Below are 25,663 nucleotides of genomic sequence, written 5' to 3'. Positions count from 1 at the left end.
CGAGCCGTATGCAGTGGCAGGAGCTTGCCGCGGAGCTGGAGACTTCGGCCGAGCGCGTGATCGAGCTCGCGCGGCGGGCCGGCGCGCAGGGCGCCCGGGTCGAGATCGAGGCCGCCGAGTCGAGCGCCGTGACCGTGACGAACGGGGTGAGCACGGAGCGCAGCTTTTGCGGCACGCGCGAGATGACGGTCACGGTACTGCGTGACGGCAAACGCGCGCTCGCCAAATCGTCGGACCTGTCGGACGAGGGGCTCAAGCAAGCGGTCCTCGCGGCCATCGAGGGCACCGCCGCCACCGAGGCGGACCCCGCGGCCGGCCTGGCCGATCCCGGGCTCCTGGCCCGCGAGTTTCCGGACCTGGATCTGTACCACCCGCTGGATTGGTCGCTCGACGAGCTCGGCGCCCATGCGCAACGTGCCGAGGACGCGGCACGCGCGCACGATCCGTCGATCAGCACCTCCAAGGGCGTGACGGTGCGCACGGCGTCGGGCACTTCGCTGCTGGCGACCTCCGCGGGATTTCTCGCGACCGCGCCCTGGTCCGTCCATTCGATCGCCTGCGCCCCGGTCGCGTTGCGCGCCGGCGAACGGCAGATCGGCTTCTGGGGCGATGCCAGGCGTGCGTTCGACGATCTCGCGCCGCCGGAGGCGGTCGGGGCGGCGGCCGCCCGGCGCGCGGTGGGCGCGCTCGGCGCCAGGCAGGTTGCCACGCAGCAGTGCCCGGTGCTGTTCGAGCCCTCGGCGGCCCTCGGGCTGTTGGGCGATTTGGTGTCGGCGGCCTCGGGCGATGCGCTCTACCGCAGCGGCTCGTTCCTGAGGAATGGCATCGACGCCCCCCTGTTTCCCTCGCACGTGCAGCTGCGCGAGGAGCCGTTCCTGAAGCGCGGCATGGCCAGCCGCTGCTTCGACTGCGACGGCATCGCGGGGCAGTCGCGCAGCGTGGTGGAGGAGGGCTGCCTGCGCGGCTTTTTCCTCGGGCTCTACGCGGCGCGCCGCCTGAACCTGGCGCCCACCGGCAACGGCTACGGGCCGCACAACCTCGAGATGCGCAGCACGCACACCCAGGCGGCCGACGACTTCGCCGCGATGCTGGGCAGGCTGCATCGCGGGCTGCTGGTCACGGAGATGGTCGGCGGCGGAGTGAACCCGTCGACGGGGGATGTCTCGCGGGGCGCCAAGGGGTTCTGGGTGGAGAACGGCGAGATCCAGTTTTCGGTGAGCGGCATCACGATAGCCTCCAATCTCGGGCGGATGTTCGGCGGGCTGCAGGCGATCGGCAGCGACGCGATCACCCGGGGATGGGCGACGTCGGGATCGTGGCTGATCGATGCAATGATGGTCGGGGGGGCTTGAGGCATGAGTGAGGCAAAGCAATCGGGCGCGCGGCTTGCCGCGCGCGACGGGGTGAGTGCGCTGGCGCACGGCATCCTGCTGGAACAGCATGGCATCGACGAGACCGCGCTGTTTTCCGCAATGGGATCGGCCCTCGGCCAGCGAGGCGATTTCGCCGACCTCTTCCTGAAGGAGACGACCGCGGAATCGTGGTCGCTGGAGGGCGGCGCCGTGCGCGGCAGCTCGTATCGACGCGACGCCGGCTTCGGCCTGCGCGTCTTGAAGGGCGAGGAGGCCACGCTGGCGAGCTCGCAACGGATCGACGCGGCGGCACTTCGGCATGTCGCGGCCCGGCTGCGCGGCACCGCCGACGGCGCCCCGCGGCACGGCGCGACGGCCGCGCCCCGCGCGCAGCTGCCCTTGGCGCGGCCGCTCTACGAGGCCAGCCATCCGCTGGAGGCGATGGGCGCGGCGGACAAGATCGCGCTGCTGAAGCGGCTCGACGAGGCCGCGCGGGCCGCCGACTCGCGCGTGATCGAGGTGCATGCCGTGCTGAGCGCCGTGCACGAGGCGGTCTGGGTGGCGCGTTGCGACGGCCTGAGCACGGGCGACGTGCGCCCGCTGCTGTCGCTCTGGATCAACGTTCGCGTCAGGTCCGGCGCGCGCGAGGAGAGTGCGAGCGGCGGCATGGGCGGGCGCTACGGCGTCAGGACCTGGTCCGACGACGAACTGCGCGCGTTCGTGCGCGAGCGGGTGTCGGCCGCGCTCACCAAACTGCGGTCGCAGCCGGCGCCGGCCGGAAAAATGACGGTGGTGGTCGGCCCGGGCTGGAACGGCGTGCTGCTGCACGAAGCGGTCGGCCACGGGCTGGAGGCCGACGGCGTGCGGCGCGGGACCTCGGCCTTCGCGGGACGCCTGGGAGAGCAGGTCGCCTCGCCGCACGTGACCATCGTCGACGACGGCACGCTGCAAGGCGGGCGCGGCTCCTTGCATATCGACGACGAAGGGTGCGAGACGCGGCGCACGACCCTGATCGAGAACGGCGTGTTGTGCGGGTACATGCACGACGGGCTCAGCGCGCGGCTGATGCGCGCCGCGCCCACCGGGAACGGCCGCCGCGAGGGCTATGCGGCCTCGCCCATGCCGCGCATGACGAACACGTTCATGCTCAATGGCGATCACGATCCGGGCGAGATCGTCGAGTCGGTGCGCCACGGCATCTACGTCTCGGGCCTGGAGGGCGGCCAGGTCGACATTACCAGCGGCCAGTTCGTCTTCGAGGCATCGGAAGCCTATCTGATCGAGAACGGCAGGATCGCCGCGCCGCTCAAAGGCGCGACCATCACCGGACGCGGCCCGGACACCATCCGGCAGATCAGCATGGTCGGCAACGATCTCGCCTGCGATCCCGGCAGGGCGTCCTGCAGCAAGGCGGGACAATGGATTCCGGTGGGCGTCGGCCAGCCGACCGTGAGGGTCGACGAGATGATCGTCGGCGGGACCGCGTAGTCATGGTCTCGAGGCGTGCGACGGCGGCGGGCGCGCAGGCGAACCCGTGGGCCTATCGTCTGCACCAGTCCAGCCGCCGGCAGCGGGAGGCGAAGACGGAACTGCTGCCCTTGCCGAGGCCGATACGCGACGCCTTGTCGTTGGAGTACCACCTCCAGCTCGAGGCGCTGCATGCCGGCGTCGGGTCGCTGGTCGCGCTCCAGATCCTGATGCGCGTGGTGATCGCCACGGGCATCCTGTGCGAGTTCGGGTACGGCGATATCGAGGACGCCTCGTACAAGGACCTGGAGGCGATCGCGAACCAGGCGTTTTCCTCGGGCGACCCTGGGCGTTTTCATTTCAATCACGATGCGGTCCGCCTGTTCTCGAAGGTGCTGACGACCCACGACTTGCAGCTGGAAGTCGCCCCCGTCAGGGTGGTCGACGAAGTCGCGAAGCGTCTGGAGCAGTACTGCAGATCCGCCTGATCCGATCGGAACTACCATGTCTTCCAGTTTGACACTTGAGCTCGCCGATCGCTTCTGCCGCCTGACGCTTGGCCATGTCACGCGCGAGTACCCTTACAGCCCGGGCCACGTCTGGTCGGGGCCGGACGACGGCGGTACGCCGCGGCAGCTTCACCCGGTGTTCTTCGGCAGCTTCGACTGGCACTCGTGCGTGCACGGCTATTGGCTGCTCGCCCGGCTGCTGCGCGAGTTTCCCGGCCTCGATGCCGGGCCGCGGATTCGCGCGCTGTTCGACGCCTCGCTGACAGCCCCGAAGGTCGCGCAGGAATGCGAGTACTTCGGCGATCCGCTGAGGCAGAACTTCGAAAGGCCTTATGGCTGGGCGTGGCTGCTCAAGCTGGGCGCGGAGCTCGGCGCTCACCGCGACGCCGGCTGGGCGCAGGCGCTGGCGCCGTTGGCGCGGCTGATCCGGGAGCGCTTCGAGGGGTTCCTGGCCAAGGCGACCTATCCGAATCGGGACGGCACGCACCACAACACGGCATTCGCCGTTCGCCTCGCGCTCGATTACGCGGACGCCGTCGGCGATGCCGCGTTCAGGGCACAACTGGCCGCGGCGGCCAAGCGCTGGTATGGCGACGATGCAGACTGTCCGGCCTGGGGGGAGCCGAGCCTCGACGATTTTCTCTCTGCCTGCCTGATGGAGGCCGAGTGCATGCGGCGCGCCTTGGAGGCCGACGAATTCGCCGCCTGGTTCGCGCGCTTCCTGCCGCGGCTGACCGCGAGTCAGCCGTCGCGCCTGTTCACTCCGGCTCTCGTGAGCGATCACGCCGATGGCCGCATCACCCATCTCAATGGGCTGAACCTGAGCCGGGCCTGGTGCTTTCGCTCGCTCGCGAGCTCGCTGCCGCAGGACGACGCGCGCGCGCGGCTGATGCGCGAGGCGGCGCACCGGCATGGGGTCGCCGCCTTGCCGCATATCGGCGGCAACTACATGGCGGAGCATTGGCTCGCCACCTACGCGGTGCTGATGCTTACCGTCGATGGGGCAGCCGGCGCCTGACGGCAGCATGCGCGCCACCGGCGCGTGCCGGCCGCCGCCTGCCCCGCAGACGGGAACGGCGCAAGGGAATCGGGCAGCTCGCGTGCGCGCCTGCCGAACGAGCATTTCAGCGTGGACGGCACGCTGATTCCGACGCCCCGCAGCTCACGCGGATGCGTCCCAGCCGACCCGGACGATTCCTGGGCGCAACGCCCAGGCCGCTGCTCACGCTCACGACCTTGGCAACGGGGCCAGTTCGGAACGCCCGACGTCCGGTGGGAGGGGAGCGTCGTGCAGGTCCCGTCAAGACAACTAACAATATAAATATTTTCGTCGGCATTTAGTAAAAATCAACGAAATAGAGCGGCCCCTGTCATTTAAATTTAATTTAAATTTATTAGAATCAATACGGCAAAAGAGTGCTGACTCAAAGAAATCGATAACTTAAAGATGGCGCTGGCGTGGCGCGAGCGCCAACTTACATTGGGGCGTAATGATAATGATTAGATATCCGAAAGCGTCGGCGAATTTCGCGGCGCTCGCAGCGGCGTTGTTCTGCGCCGCCACGGCAACTGCCGGGCAGCAAAATCCTGGCCAGGGCCCGGCTGCTGCCGCGGCTGCCGCGCCGGCAGTCAGTGTGTCTCACGCAGCCCAGCAGCCGGCAGACGAGAATAACAACTCCGATGAAAGTGTGTCTGCGCAGGACGAAGTCAAGCTGACCGGAAAGTTTGCCGCCCTGGCGCGTGCCAAGGGGCTTGACAAGGACCCGCGAGTCAAGCAGGCGATCGCGATGTTCACGGATAAAATTCTGGCGGACGCCTACAAAGATTATTTCATGCGGCAGATAACGCCGAGCGAGGCCGAAATAAGCGCTTATTACAACAAGCATAAAAGCGACTACAACCTCTATTCACTATCCCACATTCTGGTGAAATTCGAAAAGGATCCGTCGAATTTGCCTGCCGAACAAGCCAAAAAAATCGAGGCCCAAGCCTTCAACAAGGCTCAGGCGATCGAGGCGCGCCTCAAGGCGGGAGCGGATTTCCACGAACTGGCCGCCCAGCTGTCCGACGATGCCAACAGCCGAATCGACGGCGGACGCGTTCCGGAAACGATGGCCAGATTCCTGGCGCCTGCCTTCAAACCCGAAATCCTGGCGGCCAAGCAGGGCGACATCACGCCTCCTCTCAAGAGCTCTTTCGGGTATCACATCATCATGGTCGAAGGGGTGGTGCCGAGCGATATGGCTCGAAATCGCGCAGATGTCATCAACGACATAAGGGAGGGCAAACTGGCAGAAAAGCAAATTTCATTAACTTCATCAAAATAAAAGGATTGCTTTAAAAATTTGAATCAGATGGGTAGTGTTTGGCAAGTCAATCAAATTAATCCAGTACAGGCCGCGACGACTATGAACATCAGAAAACTTGGCGCTTGCACCGCGCTTATGGTTGGTTCAATTTTTTTGTTTCCCTTATACGCGAACGCAGATACGGACTGCGTGCAATCGCCGTCGAAGACCATGGCCGATCTGTATGACGGCTCCAACGTAACCGTGCTGGCGCATCGAGGGCTGTGGGGCGGCTATCTGGCCGGGAACAACGCTCCCGAGAATTCGTACACGGCTTTTGCGCAAGCCGATTCGCGATGCATGGACGGCATCGAAATCGACGTCAAGATGACGCGCGATGGCGTGCCGGTCGCCATGCATGATTTCAACCTTGGCCGCACCACCAGCATCTGGCAGGGAGCCAGGCAGCAAAAGTACGATCCCTATAAAAACACCGGATACAATCCGAGCGTCGATTCGATCAGCTCCTTCACCTTGAGCTACGCGAGGCTCTTGTCGCCGGACCGATCGAAAATCACCCGTGAGAGCATTCCCACGATTCAAAAGGTCATCGACGGGTGGATCAAGTTCAAGTATCGCTCGATTCTCGTTTTCGATACGAAAACCGCCTCCGCGGTTACGGCCATCGGCAAGATTATCAAGGCCGAGGGCAATGTTACGGATCCGGGCAAGGGCAGTATCTATCAGAAATCCGATTACTTTGCGATGAAGGTGAACGCCACCACCTTCCCGTCGTATCAGAGCTTCCTGAACGCCGTCGGCGGCCCTGGCCTGAGCACCGCGATTCCGGTGTTTACGCCCAACATGCTCACCAAGATCGATGTGGGCAGCGTCATTAAGAACTGGTATTCGGGCCAGGTCTTTGAAATCGACGTGAAGAATCGCGGCGGACTGCTTCAAAACTATATGAATCAGGTCAGGCGCGATTACTACAACGTCGGCGTATTCAATGCGCTTCCCGATGCGAACCCGTCGAAGGGCGAGTTCTTCAAGAATACGGGGCAGTGCTGCTATACGCTTGATTCGCTGCTGGTGGTCAGCCCGACCTTGAAGGATACCCAGGATCTCCGTGGCGATTGGAACTATCTGATCGATCAGGGCTTCAAGACCATCACCAGTGACGATAGCTACCGGCTTACGGTTTATCTCAGGTCGAAGGGCCTGCATTCCTGATCCGGCGGCCTCATTCGGCGTGCTGTCGAGCGGGCGCCTGGTGATTGCCCGTTCGCCGATGCTCGAATGATGGCAGCAGTCAGGCCAGGCACGGCGTGCCGGCAGAGCAGAGGTGCGTGTTTGCTCTGCCGGCGCCATGCTCCACCAGGCGCGGCGGCTTGCTTCGCTTTCAGACCTCGTCGCCCAGCGCGTGGACCAGTTCGTCCTCCTGCGCGCAGTGCAAGCGCACGATCGCATCGAGCCCATATAGGAGCCTCTGGAATTCCCGAACGCTGTCCGCGTCGGGCCCCTCGCTCGGCACCTCCGCTGTCATCTGCCTGAGCCGGCGGGTGATCTGAAATATCTCATGGTGCATGCCGCTCATTGCCGCCATGGGGTCCTCGCCGCCGAGCAGGCGCGCGAGGTCCGGATAGACCTCCGTATCGTCGCGTTGCTCGTGCGGGATCAGTTCCCGGGCCAGCGACTCGTTCACGCTGGCGAGCGCGCCTGCGATTGCGGTTCGAGGTAATCGCGGCAACGCGTCGGCCAGGGCCCGGATCTGCTCGATCATCGGGCCGAGCTGCACGTGGCCGGCTTTCAGCCGGTCCGCTTCGGCGCGCGAGAGACCGCCGGCCGTCATGGTGGGGGGGACCCGCAGCGCGCGCAGTGCATTCATGATGACGGCCACGTCGATGAGTTCCTGAAGCATCGCACCCACCAAGGGGGGCAGGTAGCCGAAGGCCGCGACCGCCATGGCCGCGAACGAAAGCGCCATGCCGGCCACCACGCTCTGGAGCGCGATCCGTCGGGTGCGGCGAGCCACTCGTAAGGCCTCCACGAGGCGGTCCAAGCGGTCCACGAGCAGGACGATGTCTGCCGCCTGCGACGAGGCCGCCGCGCCCCGCGCGCCCATCGCGATGCCGACGTCGGCGGCGGCGAGCGCAGGGGCGTCGTTGATGCCATCGCCCACCATGATGACGGTGCCTTCCGCTCGGGCGGCCCGGATCGCGGCGAGCTTGTCTGCCGGCGTTTGTTCCGCGCGCACTTCGCTGACTCCGAGCGCCGCACCGATGGTCTCGGCCACGTCGCGCCTGTCGCCGGTGAGCATGACGAGGCGCCGGATTCCTTCGCGCCGCAGCAGCCTTAGCGCCCGTGGCGTCTCCAGGCGAATCCGATCGGCCATCAGGATGGCGCCCGCCATCACACCGTCGACGCTCACGAACACGGCCGTGGCGCCTTCGCTGGCCACCCGCCGCAGGAATGCCTTGCTCCATTGCGCGGGCGCCGCGACCGTCGCGACATAGGCAAACGAGCCGATCGCGACGGCCCGCCCCTCAACCTCGCCGGTCAGTCCCGCCCCCGGCCGCTCGACAACGCGGGCGGGCACGGCAAGCGCGAGATGGCGTTCGCGTGCCGCCGTGGTCAGCGCCTCGGAAATCACATGGCCCGAAGCTTGCGCAAGCGAGGCGGCGAACCGCAACACGCGCTCCGGCGTCGTGCCGGGATCGCTTTCGACAGCGACCAGCCGGGCACGGCCGCCGGTAAGCGTGCCGGTTTTGTCGAAGAACATGATGCTTGCCCGCGCGAGCCGTTCCAGCGCGCCGCCGCCTTTGACGAGCACGCCACGTTTCGCGCAACGCGACATCCCCGAGACGATCGCCACCGGCACCGCCAGGATCAATGGGCATGGCGTGGCAGTGACGAGCACTGCCAGGGCCCGCACGGCGTCGCCGGTTATCAGCCAGCTGCCGCCGGCAAGGAGCATGGCGGCGGGGATGAAAAGCAGTGCATAGCGGTCCGCGAGACGCGCAGCGGGGCCGCGCTCCTGCTGCGCGGACTGCACCATGCGGACGATTCCGGCAAACGTGCTGTCGCGCGCGGCCGCCGCGGCCACGATCTCGAACGCGGCCCCCGCATTGACGACGCCGCTGAGCACCGCCTCGCCGGGCCGGCGCGACCGGAGCACGGATTCGCCGGTGAGTGCCGACTCGTCCAACTGGGCGTGGCCGGCGAGCGTGCCATCGACCGGCACCCACTCGCCGCTGCGCACCAGCAGGCGATCGCCCGCACCGACCGCGTCCAGCTCCACGCGGCACCACTGGCCTGCCTCGAAGCGATTGGCGTAGCGCGGCGCGTGAGCCAGGAGCGCCGTCATTTCGCGTCGTGCGCGTTCCTGCGCATAGGTTTCCAGTGCGCGCCCGCTCGCCAGCATCAGCGAGATCACCGCGGCGGTGAGATATTCGCCGAGGGCCAGCGCGAAACCCGTGGCGAGCAGGGCGAGAACATCGACGCCGGCCTGGTGCCGCCGCAGCGCCTGGGCAATCGAAACCGACAGGGCCGCGAGGACCGGCACTGCGCCGGCGGCCCATGAGGCGTGAGCCAGCGCGCTGCGGCCGAATGCGGCCAAGCCGAGCCCGGCCATCAGGCTCAGGGCCGTGACGAGCAGCAGGACGAAGTCGATGGAGCGCAACAGGCGTCGCATGGCGAAAGCATCGAGTTCGAGCGAGGCAGGCATCCCATGCCGATCGTTCGATCGGGCTCAGTCGCCCTGGTCGGCCGCCCGCAGATGCGCAGCGGCCCCGGTGGCCTGGTTCGCCGCCGGGGTTGGCGGTGCTGCCTGCCATTGGGTCCACCACCAGGCGATGACGGCCGCCAGCAGCAACCCGGCCAAGCCCCAGCGCGCGGTTCGAATGCTCTCGTCGGCGCGTCCCGTTTTATATCCGGTCAGCATCGCGCCGATCAGGTTTTCGCGATGCAGCAGGCTGCTCACCAGCACCGCGACGACGTGCACGACGATCAGCGCGAGCATGGCGCTGGCGATGCCCTCGTGCAGCTCGCCGAGCCATTCGCCGCCGGCGCCGTCATAGACGGCCCAGCCGGTCAGGCCGACGGCCCCTGTCATCAGCAGTATTGCCATGATCGCGATGGCGCCCGCCGGATTGTGGCCAACGTGCCGTTCCGGACGTCCGTTGAGGAGGCCCGCCAGGTAGCGGATGACCGCCGCCGGCGAGCGCACGAAGGCGGAGAAGCGGGCGTATCGCGTTCCCGTCAGCCCCCAGACGATGCGAAATGCCACCAGGCCGACCATCGTATAGCCCAGCGTGGCGTGCAGCAGGCGCCAGCGCTCGCTCTCCGCGGTCAGCCAGGCGCCGACGAACGAGGCCACCATCAGCCAGTGGAACACGCGCACGGGCGCGTCCCATACCAGAATCCGCGTTGGGCCGGATGCGCGCGTGCCGTCGTCAGCGCGGGATGCGAAGGTATCGTTCATCGAAATTTCCTTGATCGGCCCGCGTATGACAGGCGGCGCAGTTCGATGCGCTTTTGATCGCCGGACGCCGCCACGTCGACGCGGGAATTTCGTCGTGCGCGGCCATGAACCATCTGGAGCGGGTGATGCGATCCTCGGGCGGCGCGTTCGTCGTCCGCTCCGCTTGGGCGGCATGAGTCGTCAGCCAGCTGTCGAGCTGCTTCACGGAAGCGGGGTCCAGCGACGCGTTGGTGCCGAAGTGGTGATCGAGCTTGCCCAGGATGCGTCGCCACGAATCCGCGGGCAGCATGGCCGGCGGATACGCGAGGTGGCAGGCGGCGCACTCCTGCTGGTATGTCGGCAGTGGCGCGACGGCTCTTGCCTGCAGCCGTTGCTCGTCCGCGAAACCGGGGGCCGAAAGCATGGCCGCGGCCAGTGTCGTGGATGCGGTAATCACCGTGGCGAGTCGGATTCTCATGGTGCTGTCACCAGCGAAGTCGTCGATGTGGATCGCGCAGGCGCCGCTATGGCCTGAGCGTCATCAGCCAGCTCAGGATGTCGGCCTTCTCCGACGCCGTGCACTCGCGCCCGACCACATCCCCGCAATTGCGGCGGAACCACTTTTCCGTCTTTGCCGCGTCCGTGAAGCGCTCCGGATTGAACGCCGGCGCAAGCGGCGCAATCGTTTTGCCGGTGGCTGCGTGTTGTCCCTTGCCGGTCGGCATCGCGCCATGGCAAGTCGCACAAGCCCATTCACGGCCATGCCGGGCGGTGAAGAACTGTTGGCCTCGCGACGCAATGGGCTCGCTCCCCGACTGGGCGGCGTAGCCGTTCAGGATTTGCGCGGGAGATGCTCCGTAAGCGGCTGAGACACCGGCGGCGGCGACCAAGCCGCAGAGGTAGAGCGAACCCAGTGCGCCGCGGCGCCCGGCCCCGAGCAGCGCGAATCCTTCCACCAGATGTGTTTCATGTTCAGGCGGCTGCCTGAGCGGCTTCTCGACGCCGGTAGCAAGTCCATTCCCGGCGGCGGCGCTGCTGCTTGGCGGGCCGCAATCGATCGATCGGGGGCGGGCACTGGCCGGTCGAACGGGCGCGGACTCGACGGCTTGGCCGCGCGGGGGCGGACAGGGGGAAGGGGCGCGCCCGGGCGGCGATTGCGACGACGCGAAACGGCTACACGAAAGAGGCGCTGGCGCGCCGGAATCGATTGCATGGATCGTCATCGCTGTCTCGGTCGAGGGGGAGGCCTACGACGCAGACTGAACGCGGATCGATCGCCGCGATTGACCAAGATCAAGCGCAGGCTATTTCCGGGGCACAAGCCTTGCAAGCGATTGTGAGGTCGTCGCGTGGTGTCTTGCCGGCGGGCGCCGTGGGCGCTGCTTCGCGACGCCCGATGTCGAGCGATTCGAATGGTTCGAACGGGTCCTCGCGCAGGTCGCGCAAGGGCGGTGGGTGGCGCGTGGCCGGCGTGGCGGCGCCTCGCGCCGCCGGTCGCCCGCGCCTCAGCCCTCGACGTCGCGGATCACCTCGCGCGCGGCCTTCACGACCGCCTCCACGGTGATGCCGAACTTCTCGTACAGGTCCTGCATCTTGCCCGACTCGCCGAAGCCGTGCATGCCGACGAAGCGCCCCTGCGGCCCGAGATAGCGTTCCCAGCCCAGTTCGACGGCGGCCTCCACGGCCACGCGCGCCGGCGTGTCGCCGAGCACCGCGCGCCGGTAGGACGCGTCCTGTTCCTCGAACAGCAGCCGGCACGGCATCGACACCACGGCGGTCGGCACGCCTTCGCGCTGCAGGCGCTCGCGCGCCTGCACGGCCAGCTGCAGCTCCGAGCCGGTGGCCAGCAGCGTGAGCCGGCGCGGGCCGCCCTCGGCCTCGTGCAGCACGTAGGCGCCGCGCGCAGAGCGGTTCTCCGTGCCGCCTTCCTTGCGCAGCAGCGGCACCGGCTGGCGCGACAGCGCGATCAGCGCGGCGCGGCGCGGCTGATCGAGGATCAGCTCCCAGCACTCGGCCGTCTCCACCGGGTCGGCGGGGCGATAGACGCCCAGGTGCGGGATCGCGCGCAGCGCGGCCAGATGCTCGACCGGCTGGTGCGTCGGGCCGTCCTCGCCGAGCCCGATCGAGTCGTGCGTCATGACGAAGATGGTGCGCACCTGCATCATCGCGGCGAGCCGGATGGCCGGGCGGCAATAGTCGGAAAAGCAGAGGAAGGTGCCGCCATACGGGATCAGGCCGCCGTGCAGCGCAATGCCGTTCATGGCGGCGGCCATGCCGTGCTCGCGCACGCCGTAGTGGACGTAGGCGCCGTCATAGCGGCCCGGGCCGATCTCGGTCTGGTGCTTCGCCCTGGTGTTGTTCGACGGCGTCAGGTCGGCCGAGCCGCCGAGCAGTTCGGGAATCGCGTCGAACAGGTGGTCGAGCACCGTGCCGCTGGCCTTGCGGGTGGCCATCTCGTCGCCGCTCGCCGTGAAGGCGTCGCGCGCGGCGGCGATCGCGGCCTTCCAGTCGGGCGGCAGCCGGCCTTCGTTGCGCCGCTCGAATTCCTCGCGCAGTGCATCGGGCGCCTGCTTCACGCGGTCGGCCCAGGCGAGCCTTGCCTCGCGCCCCTTCGCGCCGATCTCGCGCCATGCCTTCAGCAGCGGCGCGGGGATCTCGAACGGCGGCGAATGCCAGCCCAGCAGCTGGCGCGCGCCGGCGATCTCCTCGGCGCCGGGCGCGTCGCTGTGCGCCTTCTGAGTGCCGGCGCGGGTCGGGAAGCCGAAGCCGATGATGGTGCGGCAGGCGATCAGCGTCGGCTGGCCGCTCGGCTCGCGCGCGGTGGCGATCGCGCCGTGGATCGCGTCGGTGTCGTGGCCGTCGATCTCGAGCACGCGCCAGCCCGAGGCACGAAAGCGCTCGACCTCGTTGTCGGAGACGGCCAGCGTGGTCGGGCCGTCGATCGAGATCGAATTGTTGTCCCAGAACGCGATCAGCCTGTCGAGCTTCAGGTGGCCGGCCAGCGAGATTGCCTCCTGGCTGACGCCTTCCATCAGGCAGCCGTCGCCGAGGAACACGTAGGTGTAGTGATCGACCAGCTCGTCGCCGAAGCGCGCGTTCAGGACCCGTTCGGCCAGCGCCATGCCGACCGATTCGGCGATGCCCTGGCCGAGCGGCCCGGTGGTCAGCTCGATGCCGTCCGCGTGGCGGTACTCGGGATGGCCCGGCGTCCTGCTGCCCACCTGGCGGAACCGCTCGAGCTGCTCGAGCGGCATGTCGGCATAGCCGGTCAGGTAGAGCAGGCTGTAGAGCAGCATCGAGGCATGGCCGTTCGACAGCACGAAGCGGTCGCGGTCGAGCCAGTGCGGATCGGCTGCGTCGAAGCGCATGAAGTCGCGGAGCAGCACGGTGGCGATGTCGGCCATGCCCATCGGCGCGCCGGGATGGCCGCTGTTGGCTTGCTGGACCGCGTCCATCGACAGGAAACGGATGCAGTTCGCCATCTCGCGCAGCTGCGGATCGCGCGGGGCGGGGACGCTTTTCGGGGGGGAAGTCATGCTCATGCGATGGCCCTCATGGGATGGGTGGCGGTGGGCGCGGCGGCCTGAGGTCGATGCACGCTACCACGCGCGGTGCGGTGGCGGTTTGCGGTCGATCCGGTCGCGGCACGATGGGTGGCGTGCGCCGCTCGGCGCACGCGGCGCAGCGCCGAGCGCCGCAGCGGGCGAGGCGCAAGCGTCATGCCTGGCGCGCGAGCCGCATCCGGGTCTTTTCGCGCTCGCCGCGCGGGCGATCCCGGTAGAATCGGAACGTCCTCCCTCCATGCCGGCCGCCGCCGGTTCCGCTCGTGACGACCACACTTGAACAACTGCAATCCGGCGAGCTGGCGGGCGCCCGGCACCTGAAGCTCGCCTGCGGCCTGACCGAATTTCCGCGCGAGATCTTCGAGCTGGCCGACACGCTGGAAGTGCTCGACCTGTCCGGCAACGCGCTGCGCGCGCTGCCGGACGACCTGCCGAGGCTCGCGAGGCTGCGCGTGCTGTTCGCCTCGAACAATCCGTTTACCGAATTGCCGGCGGTGCTCGGCGAATGCGCGCAGCTGAGCATGGTGGGCTTCAAGGCGAACCGGATTCGTCAGGTGCCGGGCGCCGCGCTGCCGCCGCGGCTGCGCTGGCTGATCCTGACCGACAACCAGATCGCGGCGCTGCCGCCCGAGCTGGGCCGCTGCGCCGAGCTGCAAAAGCTGATGCTGGCGGGCAACCGCCTGAGCGCGCTGCCCGACGAGATGGCGGCCTGCACGCGGCTCGAACTGGTGCGGCTGGCCGCGAACCGGTTCGCGGCGCTGCCCGAGTGGCTGTTGCGGCTGCCGCGCCTGGCCTGGCTGGCCTACGCGGGCAATCCGTGCGCGGCCGAGGCCGAAGCCGCGGCCGACAGCGCGGTCGGCGAGATCGGCTGGGCCACGCTCGCGCTCGGCCAGAAGCTCGGCGAGGGGGCTTCCGGCGTGATCCATCGCGCGATCCGGCTGTCGGCCGACCATCATCCGCAGCAGGCGGTGGCCGTGAAGCTGTTCAAGGGCGCGGTAACCAGCGACGGCCTGCCCGATCGCGAGATGGCGGCCTGCCTGCATGCCGGCACGCATCCGAACCTGATCGGCGCGCTCGGCAAGCTGAGGGACCATCCGATCGGCGAGCAGGGGCTGGTGATGCCGCTGATCGAACACGACTTCGAGGTGCTCGCGGCGCCGCCGAGCTTCGACAGCTGCACGCGCGACGTCTATCCGGACGACCGGCGCTTCGACCTGGGCGCGACACTGCGCATCGCGCACGGCATCGCCTCGGCGGCCGCGCACCTGCATCGGCGCGGCATCGTGCATGGCGATCTCTACGCGCACAACATCCTGCACGACGGCGCCGGCCATGCCCTGCTCGGCGATTTCGGCGCCGCCTCGCTGTACGACCCGCACGACGCGGCGCGGCGCTTCGCGCTGCAGCGCATCGAGGTGCGTGCCTTCGGCTGCCTGTTGGAAGAGTTGCTCGAGCGCACCGAGGCGCGCCGCTCGGCCGCGCTCGACGAACTGGCCTCGTTGACGGCGGCGTGCCTGAGCCCCGAGGTGGGCAGCCGCCCCGGCTTCGAGGCGATCGTCGAGCGCTTGCGCACGCATCTGACGCGATAGCGGCGCGCGGCTCGGACCGCAGCGCTGACGGCGGCGGTGTGCGGCCTGGGGGCGGCCTGGCCGCTCAGGCGGGCGGCTCGTCGCAACGCCGCGGCCGTGGAGGGGGCAGGGGGACGGCCGGCGGCGCGCGCCACGGCGCCTGCCGCCGGGCGTGGCGCATGGCGCGCCGCGCCTGCCTGCCGGGCTTCAGACCTTCGCGAACAGCGCGGCCAGCGCGAGCGCGGCCGGCAGCGCCTGCACGAACAGAATGCGCCGGCTCGCGGTGGCCGCGCCGAACACGCCGGCCACCACCACGCAGATCAAAAAGAACAGCTTGAACGCATGGCCGTGCTCGGCCGACACCAGCCCGGCGATCAGCCCCGCCGCGAGGAAGCCGTTGTAGAGGCCCTGGTTGGCGGCCAGCACGCGCGTCTGCTGCGCGAAGTCCGCCGTCAGGCCGAACGCGCGGCGGCCGGCCGGCGTGGTCCAGAGGAACATTTCGAGTACGACGATATAGACATGGATGGCGGCGACGAGGCCGGTCAGGAAGTTGGCGATCATGGTTGACGGTTTCGTGTTGTTCTGATGGGTATCGGGATCGACGCGGCCGCTCGCGCGGCGCGCCATGCAGCGTAACACGCCGGGCCGCCGGGCCGTGCCGGTCGGCGGCGGGCCCGCCGGGGTAGCGCGGCGCTTCGTGCAGGCACGTCGCCACCGCGCTGCGGCCTCGCGGCAGCCTGCGCCGAGATGGGCGACAATCCTGCCTCGCCGGCCCGGTGCCGAGCGCCCCGCGGGTGCATGCCGGCCGGCGGGTCAACCTGGTGGATGAGTGGGACATGGAATACGTGAAATTCGGAGCGACGGGCCTGGAAGTGTCGAAGCTCGTGCTCGGCTGCATGACGTTCGGCGATCCGGCGCGCGGCAACCATGCGTGGACGATGCCCGAGGCGCCGAGCCGCCTGATCATCCGCGCCGCGATCGAGGCCGGCATCAACTTCTTCGATACCGCGAACACCTATTCGGACGGCACCTCAGAGGAGATCGTCGGGCGCGCGCTGCGCGAATACGCGAAGCGCGACGACGTGGTGATCGCCACCAAGGTGTTCAACCGCATGCGGCCCGGCCCGAACGGCGCGGGCCTGTCGCGCAAGGCGATCTTCACCGAGATCGACCACAGCCTGAAGCGGCTCGGCACCGACTACGTCGATCTGTACCAGATCCATCGCTGGGATCCGACCACGCCGATCGAGGAAACGCTCGAGGCGCTGCACGACGTGGTGAAGGCCGGCAAGGCACGCTACATCGGCGCCTCGTCGATGGCCGCATGGCAGTTCTCGAAAGCGCTCTACACCTCGCGCCTGAACGGCTGGACCGAGTTCGTCAGCATGCAGAACCACCTGAACCTGCTGTATCGCGAGGAAGAGCGCGAGATGCTGCCGCTTTGCGCCGAGCAGGGCGTGGCCGTGATTCCGTGGAGCCCGCTCGCGCGCGGCCGCCTGACCCGCAACTGGGACGAGACCTCGGAGCGCCAGCAAACCGACAACGTCGGCACGCGCCTCTACGCAGCCACCGTCGAGGCGGACAAGGCCGTGGTGGAGGCGGTGGCGTCGGTCGCCGCCGCGCGCAAGGTGCCGCGCGCGCAGGTCGCGCTGGCCTGGGTCGCGCAGAAGAGCGCGGTGACGGCGCCGATCGTCGGCATCTCGAAGCCGCATCATCTGAGCGATGCGCTCGCCGCGCTGGCGCTCAAGCTCGACGACGACGAGATCGAGGCGCTCGAGGCCCCGTACGTGCCGCATGCGGTGGCCGGCTTCACCGCCTGAAGCGGGAGGCAGCGGCGGCGGATCGGCACCGGGCGGATGCGCTGGCGCGCCGAGCAACGCGGCAGGTACGGCATAATGTGCGCCTTCATCCAACCGAAGGGCGCGCCATGTCGAAGCGGGAGATTCTGTACACGGACATCGAGGCCAACATCCGCGACAGCGGCAAGGTGAGCTTCGAAATCGGCGCGATTCCCATCACGCTCGACCTGTCGAACCGACACGAGCGCTATTACGCGGCGTCGCTGCTGCTCGAGCTGCGCTATCCGCAGGGCGACGTGGATCGCGCGCTGTTCCGCCGCTTCGTCCAGCCCGGCGACCAGGTGCTCGATGGCGGCGCCAACATCGGCGTGACGGCGCTCGAACTGCTCGAAACCGGCGCGCGCCGCGTGATCGCCGCCGAGCCGATTCCGGCGCTGTTCGCGCGGCTCGCGACGCTGCCGGCCGGGCGCGTGGTGGCCGTCGACCAGGCGATTTCGGGCGAGACCGGCCGCGCCGCGATGACGGTTTCGCTCGCGCACAACCAGGGATCGAGCCTGAAGGACGAGGTGCTGGCGCTGTTCCCGTCCATCTTCGGCGACCAGCATCAGCGCATCGAGGTGGGCACCACCACGATCGACGCGCTGCGCGCGGCCCACGGCGGGTTCGACGTCTGGAAGCTCGATATCGAGGGCGCCGAGGTGGACGCGCTCGCCGGCGCGCGCCTCACGCTGGCCGAGGCGCCGCCGCGGGCGATCATCGCCGAGCTGTACGGCGATCTGCGGCACCCGTTCCAGGCCGGCGTGCAGGCGACCCACCCTTACGGCTATCGCGTGTTCCTGCGCAAGTCCGATTACGCGCTGGAACTGGTGGATATCGATACCGAGCCGGGCGACACGCATCATCACACCAGCCCGATGTTCGTGTTCTGCCGCGAGCCGGCCGTGTGAGGCGGCCCGCGTCGTGCGCCGGCACCGATGCGGGCCGACGGCACGCCCGTTCGCGACTGGCTCAAGGGCGGGCCGGACGATGCAATTCCCGCGGTGCTTTGCGGCGCCGGGCACCATCTGAGGATGGGTGAAAATGTCAATCTTTGCGTAAAAAAATAAAATCAAGGGCATCGATCGTCGAGTGTGATCGCATGACTCTTGGCTCACGCGGGAATTTCATTTTTTACGATCAATGCCGGATTGGGTTTTATTTGCAGTCTGATTTCGAGTCATCAAGAGGGCCATTCCCGGTCGAACGATATTGTCGCTGGTGTCGGACATTTCGATATGTGCCAGGCATGTTGAGTTAACGAAATACAGCGAGGAGTCAAATGGATATCGAAGCAATCAAGCAGCGGGCCGCGGCCGCCGGCAGCGCTCAGACGGGCGATCTACCCGTCACGCCTCAGGATTTCGGAGCAAAGGGCGATGGCGTCACGATCGACACGGCCGCGCTCGTGGCCTGGCTCGACGCGTTGTCCGACACGAAATCGGGCTACATCCCGGCCGGCACTTATCTGTTCGATCAGCAATTGCAGAAGTCGGGCAGCGGTATCACTATCCGCGGCGATGCCTATGCGTCAGTCCTGAAATACGTCGGCGCCGCTACCGCCGACGACCTGATCGTGTTGGGAGACGGCACCAACAACCAGAACAACTGGCTGCTCTCAGGGTTTCGCGTAACGTCCGGCACGACCATGACACAGGGCTACGCGCTGCGCATGCAGCGTTTTTCGGATTCGTTCGTCGACCAGGTGATTGCCGACGGCATGGACGGAGGCCGCACGCTATGGAACGGCTATTTTTTTGACGGCTGCCACGAGGTTTGGCTCAACGATTTCGGCGTTGAGTGCCAATACAACGGGTTATCCGTAACAGGAAACGACCGCTCCTCCAACGCGGATCTGTATTTGTCGAATGGTTATCTGAATTACTGCGGTGCGGCCGGTATCCGGTGTGGCGGTGGGTTCGGCGGCCTGTTCATCGGCAGCAACGTGGAAATTCTCGGCAATAGTTATGCAGGGCTGGCGATCGACAACACGCTCAACAATCAGCAAAATCGGGAAATCATTATTTCCGATGGTGCAACCTTCGATGGTCTAGGAGACCATACGACGTATGACATCATCGTGGATTGCGAGAATGCCGGAAATGGACAAATTCTCATCGACTGCTTCATGGGCTCCGCCGTCGAGAATGCGATTTATATCAAGAGATGGAACGCGGGCGTCGTCTCGATTGGCAGTCCGGAGATTTTCAATTGCCAAGGCGACGCGATCCGGGTGGACGATCCGACCGTGCTGCTGACGGTGGCCGACAACACCATCATCCGCAACAACGGCGGTTACGGCATCCATGCAACGGTGGCACTGAATACGGAAATTCACGGCAATCCGTATTTGAGCGCGAATAGGGCCGGGGACTGGTCTCCATTGACTTATCGCGCGCCCGTTCAATTGCTGGTGTCGAGCGGGTGGACGTCCAACGCCGTTCTGAGCAAGAAAGCGAAGCGCTGTATCATCAACGGCTCGATCAGCCAGCCAGCCGGTGCCGTTGCCTACGGCGCCGTGGTCGCGACGATCTCGCAAGGTTACGTGCCGGCATTGTCGACGCCGATCGTGGTGGTTTATTCGGGCGGCAGCGATGGCGACGGGATCGCGCCGGGACGTGTCAATCTGGACGGCACGGTGCAGGTACTCAAGGCCATGACGAATGTCGTGAATCTCGGCTTCGTCGGCGCCTGGGACATCGACTGATTCCGTATCGCTCGGAAACGCCAAGCACGGCATGCCATCGCCCTTGCATCTAGGACGATTGGTTGTTTCGACCGGGGCTTGCTCCGAGCCGTGCGATTGGCGCCGCTACGCGATGAGATCCTCACCCTGTCGCCGCGCGGCGAGGCCTTGGTCGCCGTGCTCGACCGCGGCCCGAGGATTCCCGAGGCCTCGCTCGACAGCGTGTTCGAGCCCGTGTTCGAGCCGTTCATGCGGATCGACGCCTGGCGCAGCCGCGGCACCGGTGGCACCGGGCTGCGGTTCACGCTCGGCGGCCGGCGCCGCTGTCGCGCGAATGGTCGGGCACCAAGCTGTTGCCGCTGGCCCGGGTGGCCGCCGCTTTCGCGCCGTGGGCGGCGCGTTTGCCGCGCGAGGCCGATATCGCGACCGGCATCGTGCGCCGGGGCAGTCGCGCGGGACTGCACGCATCGCGAAGTTGCAGTAGGTTAACACTCCGGCGCTGCGCGGCGCCCGCCAGTCGAGGCGGGCCCGGCCGCCGCGCGCGCGACAACCTACTTTCGGGAGCGGACATGGAATATCGACATCTCGGCGCATCAGGCTTCAAGGTTCCGGTACTGAGCTTCGGCACCGGCACGTTCGGCGGCAAGGGCGAATTCTTCCAGGCGTGGGGCGAGACCGGCGTGGACGAGGCGCGCCGCCTCGTCGACATCTGCCTCGATGCGGGCCTGACCATGTTCGACAGCGCCGACATCTATTCGGGCGGCGCCTCCGAGCAGGTGCTGGGCGAGGCGCTGAAGGGCCGCCGCGACAAGGCGCTGATCTCGACCAAGGCGACCTTCCGCTTCGACGACGGCCCGAACAACGTCGGCTCGTCGCGCTTTCACCTGATCAACTCGGTCGATGCGGCGCTCAAGCGCCTGCAGACCGACTACATCGACCTGTTCCAACTGCACGGCTTCGATGCGAAGACGCCGGTGCAGGAAGTGCTCTCGACGCTCGACGACCTGGTGCGTGCCGGCAAGATCCGCTACGTCGGCGTATCCAACTTCTCGGGCTGGCACCTGATGAAGTCGCTCGACCTGGCCGATCGCTACGGCTATCCGCGCTACGTCGCGAACCAGACCTACTACTCGCTGGTGGGGCGCGACTACGAATGGGAACTGATGCCGCTCGGCCTCGACCAGGGCGTGGGCGCCGTGGTGTGGAGCCCGCTCGGCTGGGGCCGCCTGACCGGCAAGATCCGCCGCGGCCAGCCGCTGCCGGCCACCAGCCGGCTGCACAAGACCGCCGACAAGGGGCCTCAGGTGCCGGAGGATTACCTGTACCGCGTGATCGACGCGCTCGACGAAGTGGCCGCCGAGACCGGCAAGACGATTCCGCAGATCGCACTGAACTGGCTGCTGCAGCGGCCCACGGTGGCCACCGTGCTGATCGGCGCGCGCAACGAGGAACAGCTGCGGCAGAACCTTGGCGCGATCGGCTGGAACCTGACGCCGGAGCAGGTCGCGAGGCTCGACGCGGCGAGCCGGGTCGAGCCCGCCTACCCGTACTGGCATCAGGCCGGGTTCGCGGAGCGCAATCCTGCACCGGTGTGAGGCGGCCGGCATCATGTTTCGGGCGGCATTTCAGGCATTTGTCGGGCGTTTTTCGGCTGCCGGTTTGGCGCGGCGCATATGCCTGTTCTGCTCGCCGGCTTGATCACGGCGGCCGCGATGGCCGCCGGCCCGATCCAATTCGCTCGGATTAACCCTAATGGAAGGCAGCGCCGCCGCCCTGGCCGCATGCGGCGGCGCGCCTTTCCCGTCGGCTCGGCTTGGGCGAATTCGCCATTTTCCCGGTTTGAAACGAAATAAATTGGCAAATAAATCGAAAATGATCGATTCACCATCGATTCAATGAATGCCGATTCATTTCGAATTCGATGATTCCGAAAACGAAACGGGAAATGCATCGATCCTGATGGGCTGCCCGGCAATCGCGCCGGCATGGCCGACGATTTTCCAAAAATCTGACGAATCACCGCTGACGGCGCGCTGGCGCCCGATTGCGGCTGCATCGCGGCCGCAATACAGATAGGAAATAAATACTTAATCGCGCTCGAGAGTCGGCAATTTATTCCCGTTTTTAGAGTGCCGCGACGGCGATCCGGTCGAATCTCCGGCAGCACGCCATGCCGAGCGGTCGGATTTAAAGGAATTATTCAAATCTGCTTGCAACAGTCTGGCATTTTGTTTCCGGGGTGCGTAGAATCGCGTGGCCCGGGGGGGCACGCCACAACGCGAATAAGAATGGGATTGCAGGTGGATATTCAATCGATAATGTCCGCGCTACGCGGCGGTCTGCTTCAACAGGACCGGTTGCTCAAACTCGATACGCCATTGCCGGCCGACACGTTGATCGTTTCGCGTGCCGTCGGCCATGCCCGGCTCGGCCGCGACGTCGAGTGGACGCTCGACGTCGTCTCGACGGTCAGCAACCTCGAGCTGAAGGCGCTGATCGCGCAGCCAGTCACGCTGTGGATCCAGCAGGGCGACGGCGGCTATCGGCCGGTGCACGGCTACGTGCTGGTGGTGCGCCGGCTCGGCTCGGACGGCGCGATGACGCTCTACCAGTTGCGCTTTACCTCGGCCCTGCACTTCCTGCGCTACCGGCGCGACGAGCGCTACTGGCAGGACCAGGCCGCCGACGCGATCATCGCCGACGTGCTGAACCGGCATCCGCAGCTGCAGGGCCGCTTTCGCTTCGATCTGTCGCGCAAGCTGCCGACGCGCTCGTATTGCCGCCAGCACGAGACCGACTGGAACTTCGTGCACCGGCTGATGGAGTCCGAAGGGCTCTATTGCTACTGGGAATATGCGTCGGACGGCAGCTCGCAGACGATGGTGATCGTCGACGCGCTGTACGCGACGCCGGCGCCGTTCGACGTCTGGTTCCAGCGCCAGGGCACCCATGTCGAGGCCGACGCGCTGGGCCACTGGGCCAGCTCGCGCGTGCTGCAGAGCGCCCACCACACCACGCGCACGTTCGACTACAAGAATCCTTCCACGCCGTACAACCCGAAGGGCACCACGCTGCCCACGCGCGCCGATCAGGGCGAGCTGCCGCAACAGCTCGAGGTGTACGAATACACCGGCGCCTATGCCTACGCCGAGCACGAGCGCGGGGAATCGCTGTCGCAGATCCAGGTCGAGGAATGGGAATCGCGCGCCAAGCGCTTCCACGGCAGCGGCGGCGTGCGCGCGATCGATGCGGGCCGCCGCTTCGTGCTGCACGGCCACCCCGAGCACGATCGCGACCGCGCCCAGCAGCGCGAGTTCGTGGCGATCGACGTGCAGTGGACGATCCAGAACAACGTGGCGATCCCCGATTTCCGTTTTCCGCACAGTCTCGCCGAAGCGCCCGAGTTCGCGCGCGCGGCAAGCGGCGGCCAGGCGCAGACGGTCATGCACGCCGACGGCTCGACCGGCTTCTATCACGTGGACATCGAGGCGCAGCGCACGACCGTTCCGTATCGCAGCCCGCTCGAGCACGAGAAGCCCGAGATGCATCTGGAGACCGCCACCGTGGTCGGCCCGAGCGGCGAGGAGGTGTATACCGACGAGCTGAACCGGGTCAAGGTGCGGTTCCACTGGGACCGCCAGAACGACGGCGACGAGCGCGCCTCGTGCTGGCTGCGCGTGGCGCAGTCCGATTCCGGCAGCGGCTACGGCGGCGTGCACCTGCCGCGGGTGGGCGAGGAGGTGGGGGTCGGCTATTTCGGCGGCGACTGCGACCGGCCGATCGTGCTGTTTCGCGTGTTCAACGGCAAGACCCGGCCGCAGTGGCACAGCAACGGCATTCTGTCGGGCTTTCGCACCAAGGAATACGCGGGCAGCGGCTTCAACGAGCTGGTGATGGACGACGCCACCGGCCAGAACCGCGCCAAGCTCGCGAGCAGCGTCGGCAGCACGGCGCTGCACCTGGGCTACCTGATCGACCAGCAGGGCAACCTGCGCGGCAACTATCTCGGCAGCGGCTTCGACCTGCGCACCGATCATTACGGCGCGGTGCGCGCCAACCGCGGCCTGTACGTGACCACCCACGCGAAGGGCGCGGCGAGCCAGCCGCTCGACGCGGGCGAGACGCAGCGGCAGCTCGAGAGCGCCGGCAGCCTGATGGATACGCTCTCGCAGGCCGGCGTCGAGCATCACGCCGAGGGGCTCGACAGCGGGCGCGCGGCGCTGAAGTCGCTGCTCGACGCGACCCGGCTCGATGCCGCGGGCGCTGTGCTGGGCGGGCGCACCGCCGGCGGCGGCACCGGCAAGGCGAATGCCTTCGCCGAGCCGGTGATGATGTTCGGCAGTCCGGCCGGGATCGGCCTGTCCACGCAGCAGGCCGCGCAGATCCATGCGGACCAGCAGATCAACCTGGTCAGCGGCGAGAGCCTGCATCTCGCGGCCGGCAAGTCGCTGATCGCGAGCGTCGCGCAGAAGCTGAGCCTGTTCGTGCAGAGCGCCGGGATGAAGCTGTTCGCCGGCAAGGGCAAGGTCGAGATCCAGGCCCATTCCGACAACGTCGAGGTGACCGCGCAGCAGACCGTGAAGGTGCTGTCCTCCGGCGCGGGCGTCGAGGTGGCCGCGAAGGACGGAATTCTGCTGACCTCGGGCAACGCCTACATTCGCATCAAGGACGGCAACATCGAGATCCATGCGCCGGGCAAGGTCGACGTGAAGGGCGCCGAGCACCTGTTCGCCGGTCCGCAGGGAACCCACTACCCGCTGCCGCCGCTGCCGCAGGGCGAACTGATCGGCAAGCACAGCCTGCGCTTCGCGACCTTCGGCGCCGACCAGCTTGCCGACGACATCGGCTGGACCAACAAGCCGTTCCAGATCGTCAACACCGCGAGCGAGGTGCTGGCGGCCGGGCAGATCGCGGCCGACGGCCGGCTGCCGCGCACGCTCGTCGACGCCGCGCAGACGCTGGTGCTGAAGGTGGGCACCGGCAAATGGGAGACCCACGAAGTGGTGGCCGAGACGCCCGGTTCGGAGCCGGCCGACGGCCCGAGCGCAGACCCCGCCGGTATCGCCGCGGCGCCGTCGGCAGCGGGGGCCGTGGTTCCGCCGCCGGGCATGGCGGCCGGCAGCACGCTTGGCGGCGCGGGCGAGTCGCTGCCGGGCAGCAGCGAGCACGCCGATGATGCCGACGACGCCGTGCGCATCAACAGCGACGCCACGCTGAGCCCGCAGGACGATCCGTATTTCCTTCCGGCAGAGGAGCAGGAAGGCCAGTTCATCGATACCCAGCATCTGGCGGCCCTGCTGACGCAGACCGTGCTGGAGAAGGTTAGTGAAGGAGAGCAGTAAGCCATGACGAAGACGAAGTCCGGCTCGCGCCTGACGGCCGTGGTGCTCGCGGCCGCCGCGCTGGGCATGCTGGGGCAGGGCGCGGCCCACGCCGAGCAGTATCAGAGCGGCGCGACGCGCTGGGACATCAAGGGCGGCAAGCTGATGATGGTGGCCGGCGTGCTCGACGACAATTCGCGCCTGCATTACCTGAACTATGCGTTCTACGTGCAGGCCGGCGACAACACGCTGTACCTCGCGCCGATCGTGGACGATCCGAAGAAGCTGAACGACTATCGCCTCAACTTCAGCACCTTCAACGGCGGCGGCGAGATCCTGACCGACGCGGTGGTGGCGGTGAAGGGCGCCAACACCTATCTCGTGACCGCTCACAAGGACGCCGTGCACGGCTACAACCGGCCCGCCGCGGTGACCACCCGGACCTACCGGCTGACCGAGGGCGACGAGGCGCAATGGCGCTGGTACTTCGCGCCGATCGCGCAGGGCGCCTATAGCGAGCAGCAGAACTACACCGTCGAGCGCGCGCTGGCCGAGACCGCGAAGGCGCTGCACTGATCCCGAACGCGTTGCGTCCATCCGCTTCCCGACGAA

20 protein-coding genes are annotated in these 25,663 nt (G+C 67.2%); 13 read left to right on the top strand and 7 right to left on the bottom strand.

What is annotated here, in order from left to right; all coding sequences use genetic code 11:
• Positions 1 to 8: 8 nt before the first annotated feature.
• The 6 genes from KS03_RS08850 to KS03_RS08825 all read left to right on the top strand — a co-directional run bounded on the left by KS03_RS08850 (position 9) and on the right by KS03_RS08825 (position 6,849).
• Entirely contained in the window at positions 9 to 1,352 is a 1,344-nt protein-coding gene (locus tag KS03_RS08850) for a metallopeptidase TldD-related protein (protein WP_230674448.1), read from the top strand.
• Positions 1,353 to 1,355: 3 nt separating this feature from the next.
• Positions 1,356 to 2,840: a metallopeptidase TldD-related protein gene (locus KS03_RS08845; protein ID WP_012733854.1), complete on the top strand. Its 1,485-nt coding sequence runs from the start codon at positions 1,356 to 1,358 to the stop codon at positions 2,838 to 2,840.
• 2 nt (positions 2,841 to 2,842) lie between these two features.
• Entirely contained in the window at positions 2,843 to 3,307 is a 465-nt protein-coding gene (locus KS03_RS08840; protein WP_012733855.1) for a hypothetical protein, read from the top strand.
• 16 nt (positions 3,308 to 3,323) lie between these two features.
• Entirely contained in the window at positions 3,324 to 4,346 is a 1,023-nt protein-coding gene (locus tag KS03_RS08835) for a DUF2891 domain-containing protein (protein ID WP_012733856.1), read from the top strand.
• A 478-nt stretch (positions 4,347 to 4,824) separates the two neighbouring features.
• Positions 4,825 to 5,655: a peptidylprolyl isomerase gene (locus KS03_RS08830; RefSeq protein WP_102952628.1), complete on the top strand. Its 831-nt coding sequence runs from the start codon at positions 4,825 to 4,827 to the stop codon at positions 5,653 to 5,655.
• Between the two features lie 81 nt (positions 5,656 to 5,736).
• Positions 5,737 to 6,849: a glycerophosphodiester phosphodiesterase family protein gene (locus KS03_RS08825; protein WP_157808652.1), complete on the top strand. Its 1,113-nt coding sequence runs from the start codon at positions 5,737 to 5,739 to the stop codon at positions 6,847 to 6,849.
• Between the two features lie 169 nt (positions 6,850 to 7,018).
• Here the strand turns inward: KS03_RS08825 and KS03_RS08820 are convergent, their stop codons facing one another.
• The 5 genes from KS03_RS08820 to tkt form a co-directional block, all read right to left on the bottom strand.
• Entirely contained in the window at positions 7,019 to 9,310 is a 2,292-nt protein-coding gene (locus KS03_RS08820) for a heavy metal translocating P-type ATPase (RefSeq protein ID WP_042967715.1), read from the bottom strand.
• 57 nt (positions 9,311 to 9,367) lie between these two features.
• Positions 9,368 to 10,099 (bottom strand): cytochrome b/b6 domain-containing protein, encoded by a 732-nt coding sequence (locus tag KS03_RS08815; RefSeq protein WP_035980290.1) that lies wholly within the window; start codon positions 10,097 to 10,099, stop codon positions 9,368 to 9,370.
• Positions 10,071 to 10,556, bottom strand: a complete 486-nt coding sequence (locus KS03_RS08810) for a diheme cytochrome c (RefSeq protein ID WP_012733860.1) — start codon at positions 10,554 to 10,556, stop codon at positions 10,071 to 10,073. The genes KS03_RS08815 and KS03_RS08810 overlap by 29 nt, the downstream gene beginning before the upstream one ends.
• 46 nt (positions 10,557 to 10,602) lie before the next feature.
• Positions 10,603 to 10,992 (bottom strand): DUF1924 domain-containing protein, encoded by a 390-nt coding sequence (locus KS03_RS08805; protein ID WP_045678819.1) that lies wholly within the window; start codon positions 10,990 to 10,992, stop codon positions 10,603 to 10,605.
• A gap of 591 nt (positions 10,993 to 11,583) precedes the next feature.
• The gene (gene tkt, locus KS03_RS08800) at positions 11,584 to 13,620 is read right to left on the bottom strand and encodes a transketolase (protein WP_012733862.1); all 2,037 of its coding nucleotides are present in this window, start codon (positions 13,618 to 13,620) and stop codon (positions 11,584 to 11,586) included.
• A gap of 284 nt (positions 13,621 to 13,904) precedes the next feature.
• On the opposite strand from tkt, the gene KS03_RS08795 reads away from it, so the two are divergent.
• A complete protein-coding gene (locus KS03_RS08795) occupies positions 13,905 to 15,230 on the top strand; it encodes a leucine-rich repeat-containing protein kinase family protein (protein WP_012733863.1) in 1,326 nt (441 codons plus the stop codon).
• A gap of 186 nt (positions 15,231 to 15,416) precedes the next feature.
• Here KS03_RS08795 and KS03_RS08790 read toward each other — a convergent pair whose 3' ends face one another.
• On the bottom strand, positions 15,417 to 15,770 hold the full coding sequence (locus tag KS03_RS08790) for a DUF1304 domain-containing protein (RefSeq protein WP_012733864.1): 354 nt from the start codon (positions 15,768 to 15,770) through the stop codon (positions 15,417 to 15,419).
• 275 nt (positions 15,771 to 16,045) lie between these two features.
• Between KS03_RS08790 and KS03_RS08785 the strand changes: the two genes are divergently transcribed.
• From KS03_RS08785 to KS03_RS08770, 4 genes are all read left to right on the top strand, one after another.
• On the top strand, positions 16,046 to 17,029 hold the full coding sequence (locus KS03_RS08785) for an aldo/keto reductase (protein ID WP_012733865.1): 984 nt from the start codon (positions 16,046 to 16,048) through the stop codon (positions 17,027 to 17,029).
• 107 nt (positions 17,030 to 17,136) lie between these two features.
• A complete protein-coding gene (locus KS03_RS08780; protein WP_017432528.1) occupies positions 17,137 to 17,955 on the top strand; it encodes an FkbM family methyltransferase in 819 nt (272 codons plus the stop codon).
• Between the two features lie 371 nt (positions 17,956 to 18,326).
• The gene (locus tag KS03_RS08775) at positions 18,327 to 19,751 is read left to right on the top strand and encodes a glycosyl hydrolase family 28-related protein (RefSeq protein ID WP_012733866.1); all 1,425 of its coding nucleotides are present in this window, start codon (positions 18,327 to 18,329) and stop codon (positions 19,749 to 19,751) included.
• Positions 19,752 to 20,299: 548 nt separating this feature from the next.
• Positions 20,300 to 21,325: an aldo/keto reductase gene (locus KS03_RS08770; protein ID WP_012733867.1), complete on the top strand. Its 1,026-nt coding sequence runs from the start codon at positions 20,300 to 20,302 to the stop codon at positions 21,323 to 21,325.
• A gap of 11 nt (positions 21,326 to 21,336) precedes the next feature.
• On the opposite strand, the gene KS03_RS31160 is transcribed toward KS03_RS08770, so the two are convergent.
• Entirely contained in the window at positions 21,337 to 21,897 is a 561-nt protein-coding gene (locus KS03_RS31160; protein WP_127913903.1) for a hypothetical protein, read from the bottom strand.
• A 121-nt stretch (positions 21,898 to 22,018) separates the two neighbouring features.
• On the opposite strand from KS03_RS31160, the gene KS03_RS08765 reads away from it, so the two are divergent.
• Together KS03_RS08765 and KS03_RS08760 are read left to right on the top strand one after the other, a co-directional pair.
• Positions 22,019 to 25,072: a type VI secretion system Vgr family protein gene (locus tag KS03_RS08765; RefSeq protein ID WP_012733868.1), complete on the top strand. Its 3,054-nt coding sequence runs from the start codon at positions 22,019 to 22,021 to the stop codon at positions 25,070 to 25,072.
• A gap of 3 nt (positions 25,073 to 25,075) precedes the next feature.
• Complete coding sequence (locus tag KS03_RS08760) at positions 25,076 to 25,627, top strand: hypothetical protein (protein WP_017424560.1); 552 nt, start codon at positions 25,076 to 25,078, stop codon at positions 25,625 to 25,627.
• Positions 25,628 to 25,663 lie beyond the last annotated feature (36 nt).

It is taken from the genome of Burkholderia glumae LMG 2196 = ATCC 33617 (assembly GCF_000960995.1).
In the GTDB taxonomy this organism is placed as follows: Bacteria; Pseudomonadota; Gammaproteobacteria; order Burkholderiales; family Burkholderiaceae; genus Burkholderia; species Burkholderia glumae.
The sequence above is the reverse complement of the archived record's forward strand: the minus strand, read 5'-3'. Positions and strand labels throughout refer to the sequence as shown.

Excerpts from the sequence above, each read along its gene's own strand:
- tkt (WP_012733862.1), bottom strand. The coding sequence starts at position 13,620 with ATGAGCATGACTTCCCCCCCGAAAAGCGTCCCCGCCCCGCGCGATCCG.
- KS03_RS08775 (WP_012733866.1), top strand. The coding sequence starts at position 18,327 with ATGGATATCGAAGCAATCAAGCAGCGGGCCGCGGCCGCCGGCAGCGCT.
- KS03_RS08760 (WP_017424560.1), top strand. The coding sequence starts at position 25,076 with ATGACGAAGACGAAGTCCGGCTCGCGCCTGACGGCCGTGGTGCTCGCG.
- KS03_RS08810 (WP_012733860.1), bottom strand. The coding sequence starts at position 10,556 with ATGAGAATCCGACTCGCCACGGTGATTACCGCATCCACGACACTGGCC.
- KS03_RS08790 (WP_012733864.1), bottom strand. The coding sequence starts at position 15,770 with ATGATCGCCAACTTCCTGACCGGCCTCGTCGCCGCCATCCATGTCTAT.
- KS03_RS08780 (WP_017432528.1), top strand. The coding sequence starts at position 17,137 with ATGTCGAAGCGGGAGATTCTGTACACGGACATCGAGGCCAACATCCGC.
- KS03_RS08840 (WP_012733855.1), top strand. The coding sequence starts at position 2,843 with ATGGTCTCGAGGCGTGCGACGGCGGCGGGCGCGCAGGCGAACCCGTGG.
- KS03_RS08830 (WP_102952628.1), top strand. The coding sequence starts at position 4,825 with ATGATTAGATATCCGAAAGCGTCGGCGAATTTCGCGGCGCTCGCAGCG.
- KS03_RS08815 (WP_035980290.1), bottom strand. The coding sequence starts at position 10,099 with ATGAACGATACCTTCGCATCCCGCGCTGACGACGGCACGCGCGCATCC.
- KS03_RS08770 (WP_012733867.1), top strand. The coding sequence starts at position 20,300 with ATGGAATATCGACATCTCGGCGCATCAGGCTTCAAGGTTCCGGTACTG.
- KS03_RS08850 (WP_230674448.1), top strand. The coding sequence starts at position 9 with ATGCAGTGGCAGGAGCTTGCCGCGGAGCTGGAGACTTCGGCCGAGCGC.
- KS03_RS08820 (WP_042967715.1), bottom strand. The coding sequence starts at position 9,310 with ATGCGACGCCTGTTGCGCTCCATCGACTTCGTCCTGCTGCTCGTCACG.
- KS03_RS08785 (WP_012733865.1), top strand. The coding sequence starts at position 16,046 with ATGGAATACGTGAAATTCGGAGCGACGGGCCTGGAAGTGTCGAAGCTC.
- KS03_RS08845 (WP_012733854.1), top strand. The coding sequence starts at position 1,356 with ATGAGTGAGGCAAAGCAATCGGGCGCGCGGCTTGCCGCGCGCGACGGG.
- KS03_RS08835 (WP_012733856.1), top strand. The coding sequence starts at position 3,324 with ATGTCTTCCAGTTTGACACTTGAGCTCGCCGATCGCTTCTGCCGCCTG.
- KS03_RS08765 (WP_012733868.1), top strand. The coding sequence starts at position 22,019 with ATGGGATTGCAGGTGGATATTCAATCGATAATGTCCGCGCTACGCGGC.
- KS03_RS08825 (WP_157808652.1), top strand. The coding sequence starts at position 5,737 with ATGAACATCAGAAAACTTGGCGCTTGCACCGCGCTTATGGTTGGTTCA.